Source organism: Micrococcales bacterium, assembly GCA_016703125.1.
Classification (GTDB): domain Bacteria; phylum Actinomycetota; class Actinomycetes; order S36-B12; family UBA10799; genus JADKAV01.
Map to the genome: position 1 here is coordinate 203,820 of JADJCR010000004.1, position 18,909 is coordinate 222,728.

Genomic DNA, 18,909 nt, shown 5'->3' on the forward strand with positions numbered 1-18,909 from the left:
GTGGGTCAGAATCCCAACGGAATCTGGAGCGACACCCATCCGATGACTGTGGGCGATTCAGGGGTGTCGTGTCGTGGCCGTGGGCGGTAGAGGGAACCAATGGCCAGGCGCACAATCTGGCGTCGAGGCAACTCCCACCAAGTGACTCGGAGCGTTGCTTCGCTCTTGGCTGCCTCTACCAGTTCCGACCACTGGTCTTCGTGCTCCAATTGCAGGATGTCGGGCCGATCCACCGCCTGGCTGCTAGGACTCAGAATGAGCAACGGCTCATCTCGACCCTTGATGGTCAAGACCAGTAGTCGATCCCTGCCGCCTTCGATCAGAGCTTGAATCTCAGCCGTCTCCACCGTGCCGTGGTACGGGGTGGGTGCAGGGCGGTCCCAAGATGGTGCATGGAGTTGCGCTACAAGGGGGCTGTACTTCTGCTCCAGCATCTTCTTGCGTTCCTCGAGCCACATCATGTGTGACTGAATTCGGGCCTGTGCCTTCTGCGCTATCGCCGCCTCCTTGTCTCTGCATAGCAACGAGACGACATCATCAGGGCACACCGGGTTGTCAAGGACCGCCAGTTTGGCCGAGGTGTTGGCGTTCTTCGCCAAGCGTCTGAGGTGGGCCTCATCCATGGAGACACGGATCTTCTTGATGTGCTCCGGCTCAGCATCGTTTGGTCGGGCGCCCTTCATGCTTTCCCCTCCACAATCCAACGGGCCGTAACACCTATGCGTGGGTCTACACGGTAACCCCGCCAACACCTCGGACGACCCTCCAATCGCGGCCTCACCTGATAGGTGGCCGCTCATGTTCACGATCTGGAGCTTGGAGAGCCGCGTGAGATGGATGCCTTGCTAGAGCAATCGCCGATTTCTGGGAAGGGGGACTCACCAGCCTCTCGAGGAAGGTGCCCCACGGCTATCGGTGTCATGCGAACACGGGTGTGGCATTGCCCCTCTGATTCGAGGCCTATGTCATTTCGGCGAGTAGCCGCCGAATCGTCGCTTCGAAGGCGGGCAGATCGTTGTCGATCGTGGCCGCGATCATGTCGCGATCGATGAACGTGTAGCCGTGAGCGATCCGATTCCGCGTGGCCCAAATGAGCGGCCAATCCTCGCCGAAGGCATCGGCCCGTACGTCGACCGTGACGTTGGCAACCGCCTCGATGGCCGCTGCCAGGCGCAGACAGACCGCATCGGCGACCGTCTGATCATCCAGGTCGCGCCGCGCCTGATGGTCTCGCAGTACCTCCAGGTGACTCAGTGCATCGGCGAGGAGTTGCCGGTCGCTGCGACTCACAGCGGTATCGCCTGGTCTGTGACCTCTTCTCGGAGATGGCGACGTAGCCCGGAGTCGGGCACCACTTCCACCCGCTCCCCCAAGACGTCCGAAAGGCTGCGCTCGAGCCGCGCAAGATCTAGGAGGGAAGCCCCCTGATGCGCTGTGACAAGCAGATCAACATCGGAGTCCGGCCCATCGTCGCCGCGAGCCACACTCCCGAAAATGCGCACATCAGAGAAACCCGCCTCCCGGGCGATCCGCAGAATCTCAGAACGCTTACCAGCGACAACACGTCCCCTGAGCGACGTCGGCTGGAATCTCAACAGCCGGGCCACCTCCGGCTGACTCCGGCCGACACACTCGCCGATCTGACGCTGGCTCAATCCCGCCGCAGCCCCCCTGCGCACCGCATCAACCAACACCGAGCGAGACTCTCGGTGCAACTCATCGCTGCGAAGCGCAGCTCTCCGCAGCTCGACGCGCAGCCGTTCTTCCACTTCACTGGTCACAACTCGATAGTACGACCTATCGGCCTCCGCAGCCAGTTGCCACCAGCGCCCACAAGGTCGAGCGCGGTTACCGGTGTCACGCGAACACGTGTGTGGCGTTGCCGCTGTAGCACCTCCCCGGCGCGTTCGGTGGGGTTCATGCAGTTCGGTGGGTTCGTCGTCGCCTGAGCATCAGCCAACTACATGAGCCCCATCCAACGCGCCTAGGCGCAGCGAGGGGCCACCAGAAGTAGGCCGCGATATGGGCGACCCTCTCGATCACCGCTGTTCGCGGACGCCTCTCGATGTCAGTCACGGACTTTCCCACAAGGTGCCCCCACTGCGGCGGCCCACGCCAAGACGGACGTGCCGTTGCCTCTGTTACCCGCTGCGAGGTCGGCAAGACCGCACGGCTTGACGAGGTGCAGCGGCGCACCGAAGATGCCAGACGGTTAACCGTCAAGGCCGAGGCCCCCGTGGGGTAGCACCACTGGCGCGGTCAGGCGCGCGATGCCCTGTCGGCGTTCGCCCGGACCTGCTGTGCCACGGTCTCCCAGAGTGGAGAGGGGATGTCGTGGCCAGCCCCGTGGAGAATCACGAAGCGCGCGTCAGGAATGCTGTGTGCGGTTCGCCGACCGGCGCTGACCTTGACGATGGGGTCCTCGTCGCCGGCAAGCACGAGCGTCGGGGCCTTCAGACGGGACAGCTTGGAGCCATGCCACTGTGCGCCGATCTGCCGGCTTTGCGCTTTGGTGTCGCGAGGCCCACTGTCGACCTGCTGCTCGATCCGTGCCCGGGCGGCTGGCTCATCGAAGGGATACGTCTTCGAGGCGACACCGCGGGCCACTGCCATACTCGCCGCGATGTCGCCTTCCCGACCCTCGGGGACCTTCATGCGTGCCAGTTTCGCGAGCAGGCCGAACCGCAGGTAGCGCATCACGCCCAGGCCGGACACGTCGCTGGGAACAGCCCCCGACGACACCACCGAACGCACCTGCTCGGGGTGGCGCAACGCTATCCGCTGCGCGATCGTGCCTCCCAGCGAGTGACCGAAGATATGTGCGCTGTCCCAGCCCAGCTCGTCCATGACGGCCACAGCGTCGTCGGTCATGTCCTCGGCGGTGTAGGCCTCACCCTGCTTGCCGAACAACGCGGCAAAGGGGTTGGCCGTACTGGCATCGGGCATGCGGTCGGATTCGCCGGCATCCCGCTGGTCGTATCGAACCACCTGGAAACCCTGGTCTGCGAACGCCTCACACAATCCCATCGGCCACCAGAAGCGGGAAGTTCCCAGGCCCATGACCAGCAACAAGGGTTCGCCGTCTCCCTCGAGGCGGTCGTAAGCGATCCGTACCCCGTCGTTCTGCGCGTAGGCAGTGGGGGTCCAAGTGGCCACAGTCCGCATCCCTCCGGGTGATATTTGTTTACATCGTACGCTTATTGCTATGAGCCCACGCCGGAGACCGGGGCGCCCCGCGCTCATCTCGCGCGCGGACGTGGTGCGGACAGCCTGCGCAATCGCCGACCTCAGCGGCGTACCCGCCGTTTCGATGCGCGCGGTGGGCATGAAACTGGGCGTGGCCCCCATGGGTCTGTACCGGCATATCGCCGACAAGAAGGCACTTCTCGAGGCCATGGTGGAACTCGTGGCCGCGGAGTACGACCTGGACACCTTGCCGGGAACGTGGCGCGAAGGTCTTGTTGCGTTGGCACGACAACAGAAGTCGATCATCGAACGCCACCCGTGGCTGCCTGAACTCACATCCCGCTACCACCCGCTGGGCCCCGCGACCCTGGCGTATGTGGAACGTGCACTGCAGCTCTTCGAACAGGCTGGGACGCCCCGCGCTTCGCTGCTCGAAACCGTGGGCCTCTTCAACGGCCTGGTGACGGCCCTGGTCGTGGCGGCAACCACGCCGACCAGGAGTGTGGACGAGGCACGCCAACGCGAACTCGAAACACTGCTCAGCTTCGGGCAGTACCCGATCTTCACCGCGCTCGCCGGCCAGCCCCACCTCGACCTCGATCAGGAATTCGACAGACTCGTGCTTCGGGTCATCGACGGACTCGCGTGACGCACTCCCCGCCTCAACCCAGCGCGACCACCAGCTTCAGCACCTCGCGAGGGTCGTTGAGCCGGTCGCCATAGGCCTCGCGGATCTGGCCCATGCGGTACCGCACGGTCTGCGGGTGTACGAACAGGTCGGCGGCGACGGCGTCGCGGCGGCCCGCGTGCAACAGCCACGATCGCAGGGTTTCCATCAGCCGCTCATTGCCCGCCAGCGGCTCGAGCACCTGAGCGCGCAGATCCTCCCTGGCCGCCGCCGAGAGGATGAGCTCCACGAGATGTGCGTCAGTGTCCAGCGGCCGATCCGCGACCAGACTTGCCAGAACTCGGGCCCGCTCGTAGGACAAGTGCGCGTGGCGCCATGGCACGGTCGACCCGATCACTGCATCCGTGCCGGCGACCGCCCCCACCAGGGCGGCCCGCGAGACATCCGGAACGAGAACAGCCACCACCTCGTCCAGCGCCACTTGCACCGAGTCCGGGTACGTCACCAGCACCGACTGCGCGTGGCGCTGATCGAGCAGCACGCACGTCAGCGTCGCGGGGGCGGTCCAACGGGCGCGTTCGATCTGACCCTCGCTGACCTCGCCGGCAAGCAACGCGCGCGCCAGGTCCTCCCGATGGCGTTCGCGCGTCTGCGTCTCGGCAGCGTAGCCCTCCACACTGGCCGCCGACAGTTGCTCGTTGTACGCGAAGATGAGCGCCGCGAGTTGCGCCATCTGCGTGGCGTCCAGGCCGTACCCCAGTGCGAGCGCCGAGACCTCCTGCCAGTGCACGCCGGTCCCGACCTGGTAGGCGGTCAGAAGGGCGCCGATCCCCCGGCGCCGACGGGCTTCCGTGCGCCCGAGGTAATGGGCGGCGCGCGTGATCCGCTTGAGGGAGGCCTCCTCCGGGCTGGTCAGCAGGCGCGCGAACTCCTCGAACGCGATGCGCACCCCCGACTGCAACTCCTCGCGATAGGGGTCGCGGGTGGCCGGGGCGTAGGCAGGCACCTGGGCTGCCACGGTCGCGACGGTGATCTCGGCGACCTGCGGTGTCTGGTCGCGGATCGCGAGCACCAAGGCAGCGGGCAGATCTGGGATGTCCAGGGTGTTTGTTCGCACAGAACAATCATGACTCGTCTTCCTGATCTGACGCATCTATTGCTTGTGCAGGATCGCTGTCACGCTGAAGACATGACAACGACAACCACCTACTCTGCCGAAGGCACCCTCGCACATGGCCTGCGGGTCGCGGTGCGCCCGATGCAGCCGTCCGACCGGCCGGAAGTGATCTCCGGCTTCCAGCAACTGTCCGAGGAATCCAGGTACCGGCGCTTCATGACCGGCAAGCCGCGCCTGACCGCCGGGGACATCCGTCAGCTCTTCGACACTGACGAACTCGCGATGCTCTTGGTCTGGCCGCGCACGTCATGCGATGACATCATCCTGGGAATCGCCCAGGCCATTCGGCTACCCGAGGACGCCTCCGCCGCGGAGTTCTGCATCATCCTTGCCGACGAGATCCAGGGCCAGGGCGCCGGCCGCCTGCTCACAGCGGCCCTCGCCCGCGAGGCCAAGGCCGCCGGCATCACCCACTTCACCGGGTACATGCTGGCCGACAACGAGGCGCCTGCGCGCCTGCTGCGGGGCGTCGGCACCACCGAGTTGGACGTCATCGAGCGGACGACGCGGAACATGAGGGTGAGGCTGGCGTGACGGTGGGTCCCGCCGATGCCAGCGTCGCACTGGCGGCGCGCGCTGGGTGAGGGCGTTAGTGATCGGCACAGACGGGAGTGATGGAACCGGGTTGGAACTCTCCCATCTGTACGTGTCTCTCCCCCCTTGACCCGGCGCGCACCGCTCAGGGCCGCAGCAGCGTCTTGATGGCGCGACGCTCGTCCATCGCTGCATAACCCTCCGCCGCCTCGTCCAGCGGCAGTTCCAGGTCGAAGACCCTGCCCGGGTTGATCTGCCTGGTCCAGATCAGGTCGATGAGTTCGGGCAGGTATTGGCGCACCGGGGCGGGACCGCCATGCAGGTGGATGTGCGAGAAGAACAACGCCTCGCCCGGCAGGCTCACGTCATGGGCGACCCCGACGAAACCGACGTGCCCGCCAGGGCGCGTGGCGCCGATCGCCTGCATCATCGACTCCTGCGTCCCGACCGCCTCGACCACCGAGTGCGCGCCGAGGCCCCCGGTGAGTTCCTTGATCCGGGCCACACCCTCGTCACCGCGTTCCACGACGATGTCCGTGGCACCAAACTCCTCGGCCAGGCGTTGACGGGGTTCGTGGCGGCTCATGGCGATGATTCGCTCTGCGCCCATCTGCCTTGCGGCCAGCACCCCGAGCAGGCCGACGGCCCCGTCGCCGACGACGGCCACCGTCTTGCCCGGTCCGGCCTGCGCCGCCACCGCTCCGAACCAACCGGTGCCGAGGACGTCCGAGGCGGCCAGCAGACTCGGCACCAGATCGTCGTCCGGCAGCCCCGGGGTGGCGACGAGCGTGCCGTCGGCCAGTGGCACGCGCAGGTACTCGGCCTGCGAACCCCCAACGGGTTTGCGGTTGACGCAGGAACTCTGGTAGCCCGACCGGCAGATCTCGCAGGTGTTGTCGGAGGCGAGGAACGACCCGATGACGAACTGTCCGGGCGCGATGTCCGTGACTGCCTCCCCGACCTCCTCGACGATGCCGCAGTACTCGTGACCCATCGGGGTCGGCCTGCGCACCTGGTCGATGCCGCGATAGGGCCAGAGATCAGAGCCACACACGCACGCGGCCGCCAACCGGATGATCGCGTCGGTGGGCTCGCGCAGCGCCGACCGGTCACGGTCCTCCACGCGGATGTCGCGGGGGCCGTACAGAACTGTTGCTCGCATGGCTGGACTCCTCATCGCTGACACAGGCCCCCGGTCGTGGCACCTGCCATCAAAGCGCGGATCGCACGCCGCGTCGAGCCAGGCGGACCCGCGGAGCAGTGGGCTGCGCAGAGCTTGGACAGCGTGCTCGGGGTCAGCATTCCCGACGCCGACGGTGGGAGCCAGTGGGCCAACGGGCGGCATGGCCGCTGGCGCCGCCTTCCACGTCTGGACCTGGGCAAGCGCCGGGAGTCGTTCGGGTCACTTCGAGCCGTCATTCGCGGGCGTCCGCAAGTGGTCGTGACAACCCGCCAGAGGCGGTTGCGCCTCCAACTTCACCCGCTCCTCACCGCGACACACCACGGCACTCCAGCTTGAAGGTCGAACTGAAGGCTTGTCCCCCAACAACACGCCGGGACGGCCCATGGTTCGCGGCCTCTGGAACGAACACCGGTCGGGTCCCGCCTACTGTGAGAGCCATGCGCGTGAAGTGGGGTCGCCCGTCGCTCGCGGACAAACGCGTCGCCTTCGACGTGCCGGGGGCTGATGGCGACGTGGGCGTTACGTTCGTCGGCGTCTCCACGCTGCTGTTCCGCGACACCGACACCTGCGTGCTCTTCGACGGCTTCTTCTCACGGCCCTCGCTGCTGAGGGTTGGAGCGGCGAGACTGCGACCCGACGAGACGAGGATCGCCTCGGCCATGACGCGTCTGGGCCTGACGTTCAACGGCAGCCCCGGCCGACGTCTGAACGCGATCCTGCCGGTACACACCCACTACGATCACGTGCTGGATTCCGCAGTTGTGGCCCGGGGGACCGGCGCCCGCCTGATCGGTGGCGAGTCTGCGGCGAACGTCGGGCGCGGCGCCGGACTTCCGGAGGAGTCCCTACGCATCGCGTCAACGGGCGACTCCGTCGGTGTCGGTGACTTCACCTTGACACTGATCGCCTCCGCGCACTGCCCACCCGACAGGTACCCGGGCGAGATCACAGCTCCCCTGGTCACTCCGGCCCGAGTGAGCGCCTACCGCTGCGGCGAGGCCTGGTCGGTCCTGGTGGATCATGCGGGCGGCCGGAAGGCGCTGGTGCAGGGCAGTGCGGGTTACGTCCGCGGCGGCCTCGCCGGCAAGTCGGCCGACGTCGCCTATCTGGGCATCGGGCAACTGGGCGTCAACCCCGAGAACTACATCCGCGAGTACTGGCAGGAGACCGTGAGAACGGTCGGAGCGCGTCGCGTCGTCCTGACCCACTGGGACGACTTCTTCCGGCCGCTGGATCGCCCCTTGCGCGCTCTGCCCTACGCCGGAGACGACTTGGACAAGACACTGCAGATCTTCGGGGAACTTGCCGACGAGGACGCGGTGACCCTGCACTTCCCCAGCATCTGGCGGCACGAGGATCCCTGGCGCGGCCTGGCGCCGACGCGGACGGCCGATAAGTAAGACCGCCCCGCCCGATTCGACCGCAGCATCACCTCACTTCGTCGAAAAGACAACCACCGACGATTTGGTCGTCGCAGGGACCGCGCCGTTCGGGTCAGCGCCGCGGGACCGGCAGGCCGCACCGGCCATCCGCGCAGTCGCGGTGCACACCTCCGACGGTGGAAAGCCCGTACAACAAGTACAGCGGACAGAATCCTAAGACCGCTGTGACGGCTAGCAGACCTCCCACGACGACAGCCGGCCACGTCTGCGACATCACGGCGATCCCGCACAGCGCCAGCGCAGCGAGCACCCTGATCAACCGATCGAGCTTCCCGACGTTGCGGGTCATACGCGGGCGCTCCGTAGCCGGAGTGCGTTGACGATGACCGAGACGCTGGACAGGCTCATGGCGGCGGCCGCGATGATCGGGGACAGCAGCAGCCCGGTGAAAGGGTAGAGGACGCCGGCAGCGATGGGGATGCCGAGGGTGTTGTAGAGGAATGCGAACCCGAGGTTCTGCTTCATGTTCCGCACTGTCGCGCGGGACACCCCGCGGGCGGCACTGATTCCGCGAAGGTCGCCCTTGACCAGAGTGATCTCGGCGGAGTCGATCGCGATGTCGCTACCCGTACCCATGGCGATCCCGATGTCGGCCTGCGCCAGGGCTGGGGCGTCGTTGATGCCGTCGCCGGCCATCGCGACGAGGCTCCCCCGCCGCTGCAGTTCATCGACAAGTGCGAGCTTGTCGTCCGGCTTCACACCCGCCCGGAACTCGTCGATCCCCAACGTCTGCGCCACCTGACGCGCCGGACCCTCGGCATCCCCCGTGGCCATGACCAGGGTGAGCCCTTCCCGGTGCAACTGCGCGACCGCCTGCGGCGTGCTCTGCTTCACCTCGTCCCGCAGGCAGATGAGGCCGGCCTCCTTGCCGTCGATGGCGACCCTGATCGCGGTCTCGCCCGCGGGGGCCTCCGCCTCCAGAGCCGCAGACATCTCCACACCCTCCTGACGCATGAGATCAGCGTTCCCTGCCAGAACGGACCGTCCGTCGACGACGCCTGCCACCCCGAAACCGGGCCTGGCCTCGAAGGCCTCAGCCTGCGTCAGGGCGATCGAGGCTGCCGCCTCGGTGATGGCCCGGGCCAGCGGATGCTCGCTGCCCTGGTTCACACTGGCGGCTGCGCCCAACACCTCATCCCCGGCGAAGCCCTGCGCAGGGATCACGCGACTGACCGTCGGGCGCCCGACCGTCAGCGTCCCGGTCTTGTCGACGATCAGGGTGTCGACTTCCCGCAGCTTCTCCATCGCGGCGGCGTCCTTGAACAGCACGCCGTGGCGCGCACCGAGGCCGCTGCCGACCATGACGGACATGGGCGTGGCCAGACCCAATGCGCAGGGGCAGGCGATGATCAGGACGGAAACCGCGTTCACCAAGGCGTGTCCCCAACTCGGATCCGGACCGACCAGACCCCACACGAAGAACGTCACGAGCGCAATTCCGATGACCGCCAGCACGAACACCCCCGCGACTCTGTCGGCCAGGCGCTGCATCGGGGCCTTGGAGCGTTGCGCCGAAGCGACCATCTCCACTACCCGCGCAAGCACCGTGTCTGACCCGACCTGGGAGGCGCGCACGACGAGGCTGCCGGTGGTGTTCAGCGTGCCACCGATCACGCTGTCGCCTGGCGCCTTGTCCACGGGTACTGGTTCACCGGTGAGCATCGACTCGTCGACCGCCGACTGACCGGACTCCACCAACCCGTCGACCGGAACCTTCTCACCCGGCCGCACGCGTACCCGATCACCGACCACGACCACCGCGAGATCGACGTCCTCCTCGGCGCCGTCCGGGGCGATGCGACGAGCCACGGCGGGAGCGAGTTGCAGCAGTCCCTTGATCGCGTCGCCCGTCGTGGCACGCGCCCGCAGTTCCAGCACCTGACCCAGAAGGGTGAGCGTGCAGATGATTGCGGCGGCTTCGAAGTACAGAGGGACCTTGCCGTCGTCCTTCAGCGCATCCGGGAAGCTCCCCGGGACGATCACAGCGAGCACCGAGTAGCCGTAGGCGGCAGCCACCCCGAGGCCGATGAGCGTCCACATGTTCGGGCTGCGGTGGCGCACCGATTGCACCGCCCAGACGAAGAAGGGGCCGGCAGCCCACAGGACAACAGGACTGGCGAGCACGAGTTCCGCCCACGGCATTACATCCATCGGCAACGGCGGGAACCCGAGCATCGCAATGGACAGCACTGCCAGTGACAGCGGCACAGAGACCCAGAACCGCCGCCGCATGTTGCGGTACTCCTGCCGGTCGGAGTCGTCGACGAGTTGCGGTGTCATCGGCTCCAAGTGCATCCCGCAGATCGGGCAGCGCCCGGGGCGATCGCGCACGACCTCCGGATGCATCGGGCAGGTGTACAGAACCTTGTCCACGGGGTGTTGTGCCGCTGGTTTGGCCGCGGGCGCATGTCCGTGACCGGCGTGCCCCGCGACCTCAGCCGCCGGCACCAACCGCATACCGCAGATCGGGCAGTCCGAGGGTTTGTCGTCGACCACCTCGGGATGCATGGGGCATACATATCGGGATGCCGTATCCGTGTGATCCATGTCGACACCCTCCGGTCGTCGTGTCCCTTCCAGCCCTCGGCAGAGCGCAGGTATTCCGATACTCAGACGGTTCCCAGCCATGCCCCTGCCAAACCGGGGGTCTTCACCGTCCACCGTCCAGCAACGCACTCATGGCACCGATCTCCTCCCGCTGAGCGGCGATGATCCCATCGGCCATCACCCTCACCAGCACGTTCCCCGATGAACGCGCCTGCTCGGCCATGGCGATGGCGCCTTGGTGGTGGTCGATCATCATCGACAGCCAGAGTTGGTCGAAACGGGGTCCGCGGGCCTGCCGCAATCGAGTCATCTGATCCGCGGTCATCATCCCGGAGACACTCATGCCGCCCATGTCGTGGCCGCTGTGGTCCATGCCTGCCATGCCACTGCCGTCGGTCGTGCCCGGCATCGCGGTGGGGCGCCCCAGCCCTGCAACCACTTCGTCATCTGCTGCATCTCGGGATCCTGGGCCGCCTTGATCTGCCTGGCCAACCGCCGCACCTGATCCGACGCACCGGAGCCGCCGGAGAGCGCGAGGTCGGCCATCTCTACCGCCTGCTGGTGGTGCGGGATCATGGATTGTGCGAAGGCCACATCCGTCGCGGAGCCAGTTGGCACAGCTGCCTGATTAGCGCCAGCGCTGGTTGCGACCGTGTCCGCGGTGCCGCTGGAGCACCCGGCCAGGGCACTGAGCGTCAGCGCGGCGACGGTCAAGCTGACGAGCGATCGACGTGTTGTCACAGGGTTCTCTCCTCTTAAGCGGTGTACTCGACGCGGGTCATCATCCCGGCCTCAGCGTGGTACGCGTTGTGGCAGTGCAGCATCCATGCCCCCGGGTTGTCCGCGACCAGGTCCACCTCGGCTCTGGCCATGGGGGGCAGCAGAATGGTGTCCTTGCGGGCACCGCCGGTACCCGCGGGGCCGATCTGGAACGTGTGTCCGTGCAGGTGGATCGGGTGGCTCATCATCGACATGTTCGCCAGGCGCAGACGCACCCTCTGACCGGACGTGACCTCGAGAGGCGTCGAACGATCGTAGGTGGCGCCGTTGATCGTCCACACGTAAGGTGCCATGGAACCCGACAGGAGCAGATCGTGTGTGACCTGCGCGGCGGCGGCGTGCAGGGCGACATCCGGGTCGGCCTGCAGAACCTCGGCGGTGAGTGGGTACGTCGTGCGCGCGTTCGCGGGTGGGATCTCGGGCGAAGGCCCTGGGGCACTGCGAAGAACCGCCATGGCGTAGCCGGACTTGCCCACGGGCTCGGCGACCACCGGGAACACCCCGTCGCGAACGTCCACCGTCAGGTCGTAGCGTTCTCCCATCCCGATCCTCACGGACCGGGTGCGGACCGGTCGTACCGGGTAGCCGTCGGTGTGCGTGACGGTCATCGTGTGCCCGGCCACAGTGAACGTGAAGACCGTGTCCGCCCCGGCATTGATGATGCGCAGACGGACACGCTGCTTCGGCGACACCCGCAGCGTCTCCGGGTCGGCGGGCGGGCGTCCGTTGATCAGGAACATCGGGTAGGAGACATCACCGCCGTCCATGCCCGTACCCCCGGGGCCCATACCCCGTGCATCATCCCGCCCGGGTCAGCCCGCCCGTCGGCCGCGACGAGCCCATCGAAGATCTGCTGGGGATCGGGGCCGACACCCTGCGTCCAGTCGTCGAGGACGAGCACCCACTCCTCGTCGTAGACACCCGGTTCGTTCGGATCGTCGACGATGAACGGCGCATAGAGCCCGGTGTCCAGCTGCAGTCCGGTGTGCGGGTGGAACCAGTGCGTGCCGGGGACGGGGACGTTGAAGTCGTAGGTGAAAGACTCCCCGGGCGGCACAGCCGGCGTGGTGACACCGGGGACGCCGTCCATCGCGTTGGGCACTGCCAGCCCGTGCCAGTGGACGCTGGTCTCCTCGGGCAACTCATTGCGCACCGTGATGCGCAGCCGATCGCCCGCGGTGGCCCGGATAGCGCGGCCGGGAAGCTCCTGGCCGTACGTCCAGGCCACGGCGGTCTGGCCCGCGAGGTCGATCTGACTCAGCACCGCCCGCATCTGGATGTCCTGCGTGACCGGACCTGTCGGCAGGGCCACCGATCCGGCGACGGACATGCGCTGCGACGGCTTGCAGCCACCCAGAGCCGCGACGGCGCCGGCTCCCAAGGCCAGAGCGAGGAAGCCGCGTCGCGAAAGGGTCGGTCCGGACATGACCACGAGGCTGGCAGCACTGTCTGGAGGTGCTGCCCAGGTTCTGTGAAGTTTCGGTGAAGGTCCTGACCTTCATGGAAACTTCATCGTTCGCACCATGGACTCGTCATGTGTCAGTCCGATGCTGAGCGTGTCCACTCACGGGAGGTGAGCGATCATGATGGGCTACTACAACACCTACGGATGGAACAGTTGGATGCTGATCGTCATGCTGATCTGGCCACTCGTCCTGGCCGCCGCGATCTGGGCCGTGGTCTGGATCACGAGGGATCGGGCGGGTCCACGTCACGGCCTGTCCGAAGAGACACCCATCGAGGTGCTGAAGCGCCGCTTCGCCAGTGGTGACATCACGACCGAGGAGTACCTGGAATCGCGCGCCATCCTGAACAATGACAGCAGCCGCGCAGTGCAGCGTCCCTGACGCGGCGGAGGAGGATGCGTGGCCTCACAGCTTCGCGTGCTGGTGGTGGAGGACGAGCCGGACCTGGCGGCAGTCGTCGCGGCCTACCTGCGCAACGAAGGCTTCGACGTCGACATTGCCGAGAACGGCCCGGACGCCGTTCTCATGGCGAGATCGCTGAGCCCGGACCTGGTCGCCCTCGACATCATGCTGCCCGGGTTTGACGGCCTCGAGGTGTGCCGCCAGATCCGTGGTTTCAGCGACTGCTACGTCATCATGCTCACTGCCCGCGACGATGAGATCGACAAGGTGGTCGGGCTGTCGGTGGGCGCCGACGACTACATGGTCAAACCGTTCTCGCCCCGGGAACTCACCGCTCGCATCCGGGCCATGCTGCGCCGACCACGAGGTCTTGGCGACGCAGTCACGAGCCGGCCAGCTCGGACCTTCGGGCGCCTGCGATTGGATCCGGAAGCCCGCAAAGCCTGGCTGGGCGACAGCGAACTGGATCTCACCCGCACCGAGTTCGACCTGTTGGACACCCTCACGTCTTCGCCCCGGCGAGCGTTCAGCCGGCGGCAGCTCATCGACGAGGTATGGGGAGATGACTGGTTCGGCGACGAGCACATCGTGGACGTCCACGTGGGGCATCTGCGGAAGAAGTTGGAGGACGACGCGGCCGCTCCGATATACATCAGGACGGTGCGCGGTATCGGGTACGGAATGGTGACATGAGCCGTCCGGCACGGTTGGGCGCACGACTGTTCATCGCCCAACTGCTCGTCATCGGAATCACCTTCCTCGCACTGCTGGTCACGGTGGTACTCATCGCACCTGGCCTGTTCCTCCATCACCTCGAGATGACTGGGGAGGATTCCCTCGTGGTGCAGATGCACGCACAGCAGGCTTTCGAGGCCTCCGTCGGCCGGGCCCTGCTCGCGGCGGCAGCGGTGGCGATCGTCGCCGCGATCCTGCTGTCGTGGTTCCTCGCGCGCAGAGTCAGCCGCCCCATCACGGCCCTCGCCGCGTCGGCGGAATCCGTGGCTCACGGCAACTACGACGTATCGGTGCCCCAGGCGGGGTTCGGCACCGAACTCCACACGCTCTCCCGCGCCTTCCAGGACATGGCCGAAAGCCTGGCGTCCACGGACGAGGCGCGCACCCAGTTGCTGTCGGACCTTTCGCACGAGATACGGACCCCCTTGGCCACCCTGGAGGCCCACATCGATGGGATGGAGGACGGCGTCGTGCCCCCGTCGGCAGCGAACTTCGAGGTGATGCGAGCCGAAGTGCATCGGCTGCGGCGCCTGGCAAGTGACGTGCGCCTTGCCGCGCAGGCCCAGGAGCATGCACTCGACCTCCACTTGACCCCTGTCGCGGTCCGCGACCTGATGGAGGCGGCGTGCGCCTTGTTCCAGGCGCGGTACCGGGACAAGGGCATCCAGTTGCGCAACACGTGCGAGCATCCGGGCCATGTGGTCACGGTGGATCCCGACCGCATGCAGCAGGTCCTCGGGAACCTGCTCGACAACGCCCTGCGTCACACGGCCCCGGGTGGACGGGTGGAGATCGGCTGCCTTCAGCGCGGAACCGTCACGGAGATCACCGTCACGGACACCGGGGAGGGTTTGGCGGAAGGCGACCTCGAGCGCATCTTCAACCGGTTCCAGCGACTGGACGATGCCCGCCTTTCGGATACGGCGGGCAGTGGACTGGGTTTGACCATCGCTCGCGCGCTCGTCCAGAACCAGCGGGGCGACCTGACGGCGTCCAGCCGCGGTCCGGGCGCCGGAAGCACCTTCACGATCAGGTTGCCCAGCCAGCCGGGCTGAGCGCTGCTCACACTGTGACCACTAGCCCCGCCCGAGATACGACCGCAACATCGCCTCAAGTTCATCGAGCAACGCGCCGTCACCCTGCTCGCCTTCCGCGAAGACCTCGTGCATCACCCCGTCGGCAGCGAAGAAGATCGTGCGAGCGACGGTGTCCGGCGCGTCCGCGGCGACCATCCCGTAGGCGACCAGCAGGATCTGCACCTTGGCCACCATCCGCTGCTTGTGCGCGCGGCCCAGCGCCAGTTGTTCGGCTCCCTGCAGGCCGGCGCGCAGAGCCCGGGTCGCCGACTGCCCTCGGTACATCCGGGCGATCGCTTCGATGACTTCCCCGACCGGATCGGTCGAGCGCTCGGCAGTCAGTCCGGCGACCAACTCGTCCATGCCCTCCTCGAGGCGGGCGTAGTACATCGTTGACAGCGCTGCCACGATCGCCTCCCGGTCCGGGAGGTACTGGTACAGCGCGCCCACGGACACGCCGGCCTCCTCGGCGACCCGGGACAACGTCAGTGCAGTAAGGCCCTCGCGTTCGAGCAACTCCTCCGCCGCCCGCAGTGCCCGCTCCACCTTCTCCCGGGACCGCTGCTGCACGGGCACCCGACGCAACCCCGATTCCACGCGGGCACCTCCCGAATCAAAGTTGACTTTGCTTTTGTTCCAGTCCCATACTACAGGTATGAACCCCCGTCAGGAAGCCCGCGAAGCGGTGGCCCGGGTCAGCCGTGACCTCGCACACCACGGACTGCTCATCGGCACCGCAGGCAACGTCAGCACCTGTCTCGCCGGGCCCTCGGGGGATGAGGTGGCCGTCACCGGAACGGGCGTGGACCTGGGCACGGCGACGGCGGACGACGTGACAGTGGTGGACCTGCAGGGCCGGATCCTCGACGGAACCCTCGAACCGACGTCCGAGTTGCAGTTCCACCTCGAGACCGCCCGCGAGCGGCGCGGCGCCCTGGTCCACACCCACTCCCCCATTGCCACCGCGGTGTCGCTGGTCGTCGACGAGGTGCCGTGCATCCACTACCAGCAACTCCTGCTGGGCGGCTCGATCCGGGTCGCGCCGTTCGCCGTCTTCGGCACCCCCGAACTCGCCGACAACGTGCGGCGGGCGCTTGTCGGCAAACAGGCAGCCATCCTCGCCAACCACGGGACCGTCGCATGGGGCGCCGACCTGACGCAGGCGGAGAACAACGCACTTCTGCTCGAGTGGGCCGCGGAGATGTACTGGCGGGCCAAGGCGATCGGCGAGCCGCGCGCACTGACCGAGGAACAGCAACAAGCCGTGATCGAGGCGGCGATCGCCACCGGTTACGGGACGACGAAGAAGGTGACTCCATGACGACGTTCGAGGATCTCGGCGAGCCCATCGCCACCGGCCGCAGCGCGCGGATCTACGACTGGCCAGACGACGACCTGGTGGTCAAGATCTTCGAACCCGACTACGACCCTGCCCAGGTCGATGTGGAACGGGACTCCCTCGTGGAGGCCGGGCGACTCGGCGTGCGGGTGTGCGCTTGCCACGGCGAAGTCACGGTCGACGGCCATCCCGGCTTGCTGTTGGAGCGCGTGATCGGCGACTCCCTGACGAAGCAGGCCGAGCGCAACCCCCTGCGGATCCGTACGGGTGCACGAGCGCTTGCCCGCACCCACGTGCAGGTACACGCGCAGCCGACGGAGAAGTTCACGGATATCCGGGACGCTGCCGTCGCTGCCCTGGACACGCCACCGCTGGCGTTCCTGGACGATCCTCAGCGCGCGCTGGCGTGCGAGCTCATCTCCCCACTGCCCGCCGGCGACCGGATGCTCCACCTCGACTTCCACACTGAGAACGTCTTCGCGCAGGGCGACGACTACGTCGTGATCGACTGGCAGACGACCCTGCGCGGGGATCCCGCGGCGGACGTGGCCATGACGGTGCTGCTGATCCGGGACGCCGAACTGTGGCCGGGCACGCCGCTGATCAAGCGACTGCTGGTACAGCGCATCCGCGGCATCGTCTTGTCGACGTACCTCGGGGAATACCTGCGACTCACCGGCATGACCATGGAACAGGTCGACGCGTGGCGTCTGCCGGTGGTCATCCTGCGCATGAGCATCCTCGACATCGCCAGCGAACGTCCGCGGTTCCAGCGCGAGGTCCTCGACCTGCTGGCCGGCGCATCATGAGTTCCCTGGTCTCGATCGACCGGTTCGTCGAAAACCCGGCCCTCGACGAGGTCGCTGTCGATGTCCTGGTCGTGGGGGGCGGCATCACCGGTGCCGCCGTCGCGTACGAAGCAGCAAGCCGCGGACTTCGGGTGACCATGGTCGAGGAGCGCGACTTCGGTGGGGCCACCTCGGCCGCGACCGGCAAGCTGATCCACGGCGGCCTGCGGTACTTGAAGCAGCTCGAGATCCGCCTGGTCCGGGAGTCGCTGCGAGAACGCCGGATTCTGAGCAACATCGCGCCCAACCTCATCGACGTCTACCCCATCGTGCTGCCCGACTCCGACCTGCTGGTGCGAGCCGGACTGACCGCGTACGACATCCTCTCGTGGGACCGCAACCGCGTGTACGACCCCGCGAAGAAGATCCCGCGCCACCGCTGGCTCGACTCCGAGGAGGCGCTGTACCACGACTGTCTGATGATCAGTCCCGAGCGCCTGACCCTGGCATTCATCAGGTCGGCGTCGGTCGCGGGCGCGCTGATCTCCAATCACACGCGGGCCGACGCCTTGCTCACCGAGCGCGGCGCGGTCGTCGGCGCAAGGGTCCATGACGCCTTCACCGGCCGGGAACTGACAATCCACAGCGAGGTGGTGGTCAATGCGACCGGACCTTGGGCGTTCGACACGCTGACGGAATCGCCGGTCACTGCCGGCACCGCAGGCCCACCGCCGTCCGTCCGCTCCGAGGGGATCTACCTCATCACCCGTCAGCTGACGGATGTGATGACCCTCCACGTAACCCCGACGGGGCACTTCAGCTGTGCACCCTGGCGCGGGCACAGCATGATCGGCCCCACCGAGAAGGCCTATCGGGGACCGGTCTCCGACTGGCGCGTGAGCCGGGAGAGCGTGGAGGAGTTCCTCGCCGCCATCAACACGTCCGGGATGCTGCCCACCGAACTGACCTTGTCGGACGTGCAGCACGCGTACGGCGGGCTACGACCACTGACCGAGGATGCCGGTGGGGACACGTACAACGCTTCGCGCGCGGCCGAGGTCGTCGATCACGCCGAGCCTGAGCATGGCCGGATCGCGGGTCTGGTCACCGCTGCGGGCGGCAAATACACCACCAGTCGAGGGTTCGCCCACTCCGTGGTGGAGCTGGTCGCCGGCAAGCTCGGCCGCCGGCTGAGCCCGAGCCGCACCGCGCAGGCAGCACTGCATGGCTGCGGCACCGGACCCATCGAGGACTTCGTGCAGCACAGCATCCGGCGCAACCCGGACTTCTCCGCCGGGACTGTGCGCTACCTGGCCCGTCATCACGGCACCGAGCATGACGAGGTGCTCGACGTCGCGCGCACCGAGCCCGGCTTGTCACACGTCCTGGATGCCGACGGCGAGATGCTGGCCCAGGTGGCGGTGGCCGCACGCCACGAGTCGGCGCGGACGCTCACGGACGTGCTGCTCCGGCGCACCGGGCTGGGTACCCTGGGGCTGCCCGCCGACGACGTGCTGGAAGCCTGCGCGGATGTCCTGGGGAACGAACTCGGCTGGGACGACTCCCGCCGCCGGACCGAGGTCGAGCATGCGGTGGCGGCTCTGTCGCTGCCGTGGTGAGCAGGCG

The 18,909-nt window shown here is 67.1% G+C and carries 18 protein-coding genes and 2 pseudogenes; 9 read left to right on the forward strand and 11 right to left on the reverse strand.

What is annotated here, in order from left to right; all coding sequences use genetic code 11:
* Positions 1-5: 5 nt before the first annotated feature.
* From IPG68_07710 to IPG68_07725, 4 genes are all read right to left on the reverse strand, one after another.
* Positions 6-683: a hypothetical protein gene (locus IPG68_07710; GenBank protein MBK6763161.1), complete on the reverse strand. Its 678-nt coding sequence runs from the start codon at positions 681-683 to the stop codon at positions 6-8.
* 277 nt (positions 684-960) lie between these two features.
* Positions 961-1,290, reverse strand: a complete 330-nt coding sequence (locus IPG68_07715; GenBank protein MBK6763162.1) for a DUF86 domain-containing protein — start codon at positions 1,288-1,290, stop codon at positions 961-963.
* Positions 1,287-1,745 carry a nucleotidyltransferase domain-containing protein gene (locus tag IPG68_07720; GenBank protein ID MBK6763163.1) on the reverse strand — a complete coding sequence of 153 codons (459 nt, stop codon included), beginning with the start codon at positions 1,743-1,745 and terminating at the stop codon, positions 1,287-1,289. The genes IPG68_07715 and IPG68_07720 overlap by 4 nt, the downstream gene beginning before the upstream one ends.
* Positions 1,746-2,259: 514 nt before the next feature.
* Positions 2,260-3,165, reverse strand: a complete 906-nt coding sequence (locus IPG68_07725; protein ID MBK6763164.1) for an alpha/beta hydrolase — start codon at positions 3,163-3,165, stop codon at positions 2,260-2,262.
* A gap of 40 nt (positions 3,166-3,205) precedes the next feature.
* Between IPG68_07725 and IPG68_07730 the strand changes: the two genes are divergently transcribed.
* Complete coding sequence (locus IPG68_07730; protein ID MBK6763165.1) at positions 3,206-3,835, forward strand: TetR/AcrR family transcriptional regulator; 630 nt, start codon at positions 3,206-3,208, stop codon at positions 3,833-3,835.
* Positions 3,836-3,848: 13 nt separating this feature from the next.
* Here the strand turns inward: IPG68_07730 and IPG68_07735 are convergent, their stop codons facing one another.
* Entirely contained in the window at positions 3,849-4,931 is a 1,083-nt protein-coding gene (locus tag IPG68_07735; GenBank protein ID MBK6763166.1) for a helix-turn-helix domain-containing protein, read from the reverse strand.
* 72 nt (positions 4,932-5,003) lie between these two features.
* Here IPG68_07735 and IPG68_07740 point away from each other — a divergent pair, with 72 nt between their 5' ends.
* A complete protein-coding gene (locus IPG68_07740) occupies positions 5,004-5,525 on the forward strand; it encodes a hypothetical protein (protein ID MBK6763167.1) in 522 nt (173 codons plus the stop codon).
* Positions 5,526-5,670: 145 nt separating this feature from the next.
* Here IPG68_07740 and IPG68_07745 read toward each other — a convergent pair whose 3' ends face one another.
* Complete coding sequence (locus IPG68_07745) at positions 5,671-6,687, reverse strand: zinc-dependent alcohol dehydrogenase family protein (protein MBK6763168.1); 1,017 nt, start codon at positions 6,685-6,687, stop codon at positions 5,671-5,673.
* 458 nt (positions 6,688-7,145) lie between these two features.
* Between IPG68_07745 and IPG68_07750 the strand changes: the two genes are divergently transcribed.
* Positions 7,146-8,108: an MBL fold metallo-hydrolase gene (locus IPG68_07750; protein MBK6763169.1), complete on the forward strand. Its 963-nt coding sequence runs from the start codon at positions 7,146-7,148 to the stop codon at positions 8,106-8,108.
* 94 nt (positions 8,109-8,202) lie between these two features.
* On the opposite strand, the gene IPG68_07755 is transcribed toward IPG68_07750, so the two are convergent.
* The 4 genes and pseudogenes from IPG68_07755 to IPG68_07770 form a co-directional block, all read right to left on the reverse strand.
* Complete coding sequence (locus IPG68_07755; GenBank protein ID MBK6763170.1) at positions 8,203-8,439, reverse strand: DUF2892 domain-containing protein; 237 nt, start codon at positions 8,437-8,439, stop codon at positions 8,203-8,205.
* Positions 8,436-10,697 carry a copper-translocating P-type ATPase gene (locus tag IPG68_07760; GenBank protein MBK6763171.1) on the reverse strand — a complete coding sequence of 754 codons (2,262 nt, stop codon included), beginning with the start codon at positions 10,695-10,697 and terminating at the stop codon, positions 8,436-8,438. The genes IPG68_07755 and IPG68_07760 overlap by 4 nt, the downstream gene beginning before the upstream one ends.
* A 103-nt stretch (positions 10,698-10,800) precedes the next feature.
* Positions 10,801-11,438: pseudogene (locus IPG68_07765) on the reverse strand (DUF305 domain-containing protein).
* Positions 11,439-11,452: 14 nt separating this feature from the next.
* Positions 11,453-12,903, reverse strand: a pseudogene (locus tag IPG68_07770) (multicopper oxidase family protein).
* Positions 12,904-13,060: 157 nt separating this feature from the next.
* Between IPG68_07770 and IPG68_07775 the strand changes: the two are divergent.
* From IPG68_07775 to IPG68_07785, 3 genes are read left to right on the forward strand one after another with little or no spacing between them, the layout of a single operon-like run.
* On the forward strand, positions 13,061-13,324 hold the full coding sequence (locus IPG68_07775) for an SHOCT domain-containing protein (GenBank protein ID MBK6763172.1): 264 nt from the start codon (positions 13,061-13,063) through the stop codon (positions 13,322-13,324).
* Between the two features lie 18 nt (positions 13,325-13,342).
* Entirely contained in the window at positions 13,343-14,038 is a 696-nt protein-coding gene (locus IPG68_07780; GenBank protein ID MBK6763173.1) for a response regulator transcription factor, read from the forward strand.
* Entirely contained in the window at positions 14,035-15,135 is a 1,101-nt protein-coding gene (locus IPG68_07785) for a HAMP domain-containing histidine kinase (GenBank protein ID MBK6763174.1), read from the forward strand. Before IPG68_07780 ends, IPG68_07785 begins: the two co-directional genes overlap by 4 nt.
* A gap of 21 nt (positions 15,136-15,156) precedes the next feature.
* Here the strand turns inward: IPG68_07785 and IPG68_07790 are convergent, their stop codons facing one another.
* The gene (locus IPG68_07790; GenBank protein MBK6763175.1) at positions 15,157-15,753 is read right to left on the reverse strand and encodes a TetR/AcrR family transcriptional regulator; all 597 of its coding nucleotides are present in this window, start codon (positions 15,751-15,753) and stop codon (positions 15,157-15,159) included.
* A 58-nt stretch (positions 15,754-15,811) separates the two neighbouring features.
* Here IPG68_07790 and IPG68_07795 point away from each other — a divergent pair, with 58 nt between their 5' ends.
* Genes IPG68_07795 through IPG68_07805 form a run of 3 tightly spaced genes read left to right on the forward strand, consistent with a single transcriptional unit; the run spans position 15,812 to position 18,902 of the window.
* Positions 15,812-16,477 carry a class II aldolase/adducin family protein gene (locus tag IPG68_07795; protein MBK6763176.1) on the forward strand — a complete coding sequence of 222 codons (666 nt, stop codon included), beginning with the start codon at positions 15,812-15,814 and terminating at the stop codon, positions 16,475-16,477.
* On the forward strand, positions 16,474-17,304 hold the full coding sequence (locus IPG68_07800) for a phosphotransferase (protein MBK6763177.1): 831 nt from the start codon (positions 16,474-16,476) through the stop codon (positions 17,302-17,304). Before IPG68_07795 ends, IPG68_07800 begins: the two co-directional genes overlap by 4 nt.
* Positions 17,301-18,902, forward strand: a complete 1,602-nt coding sequence (locus tag IPG68_07805) for a glycerol-3-phosphate dehydrogenase/oxidase (protein MBK6763178.1) — start codon at positions 17,301-17,303, stop codon at positions 18,900-18,902. Before IPG68_07800 ends, IPG68_07805 begins: the two co-directional genes overlap by 4 nt.
* The last annotated feature ends 7 nt before the right edge of the window (positions 18,903-18,909 follow it).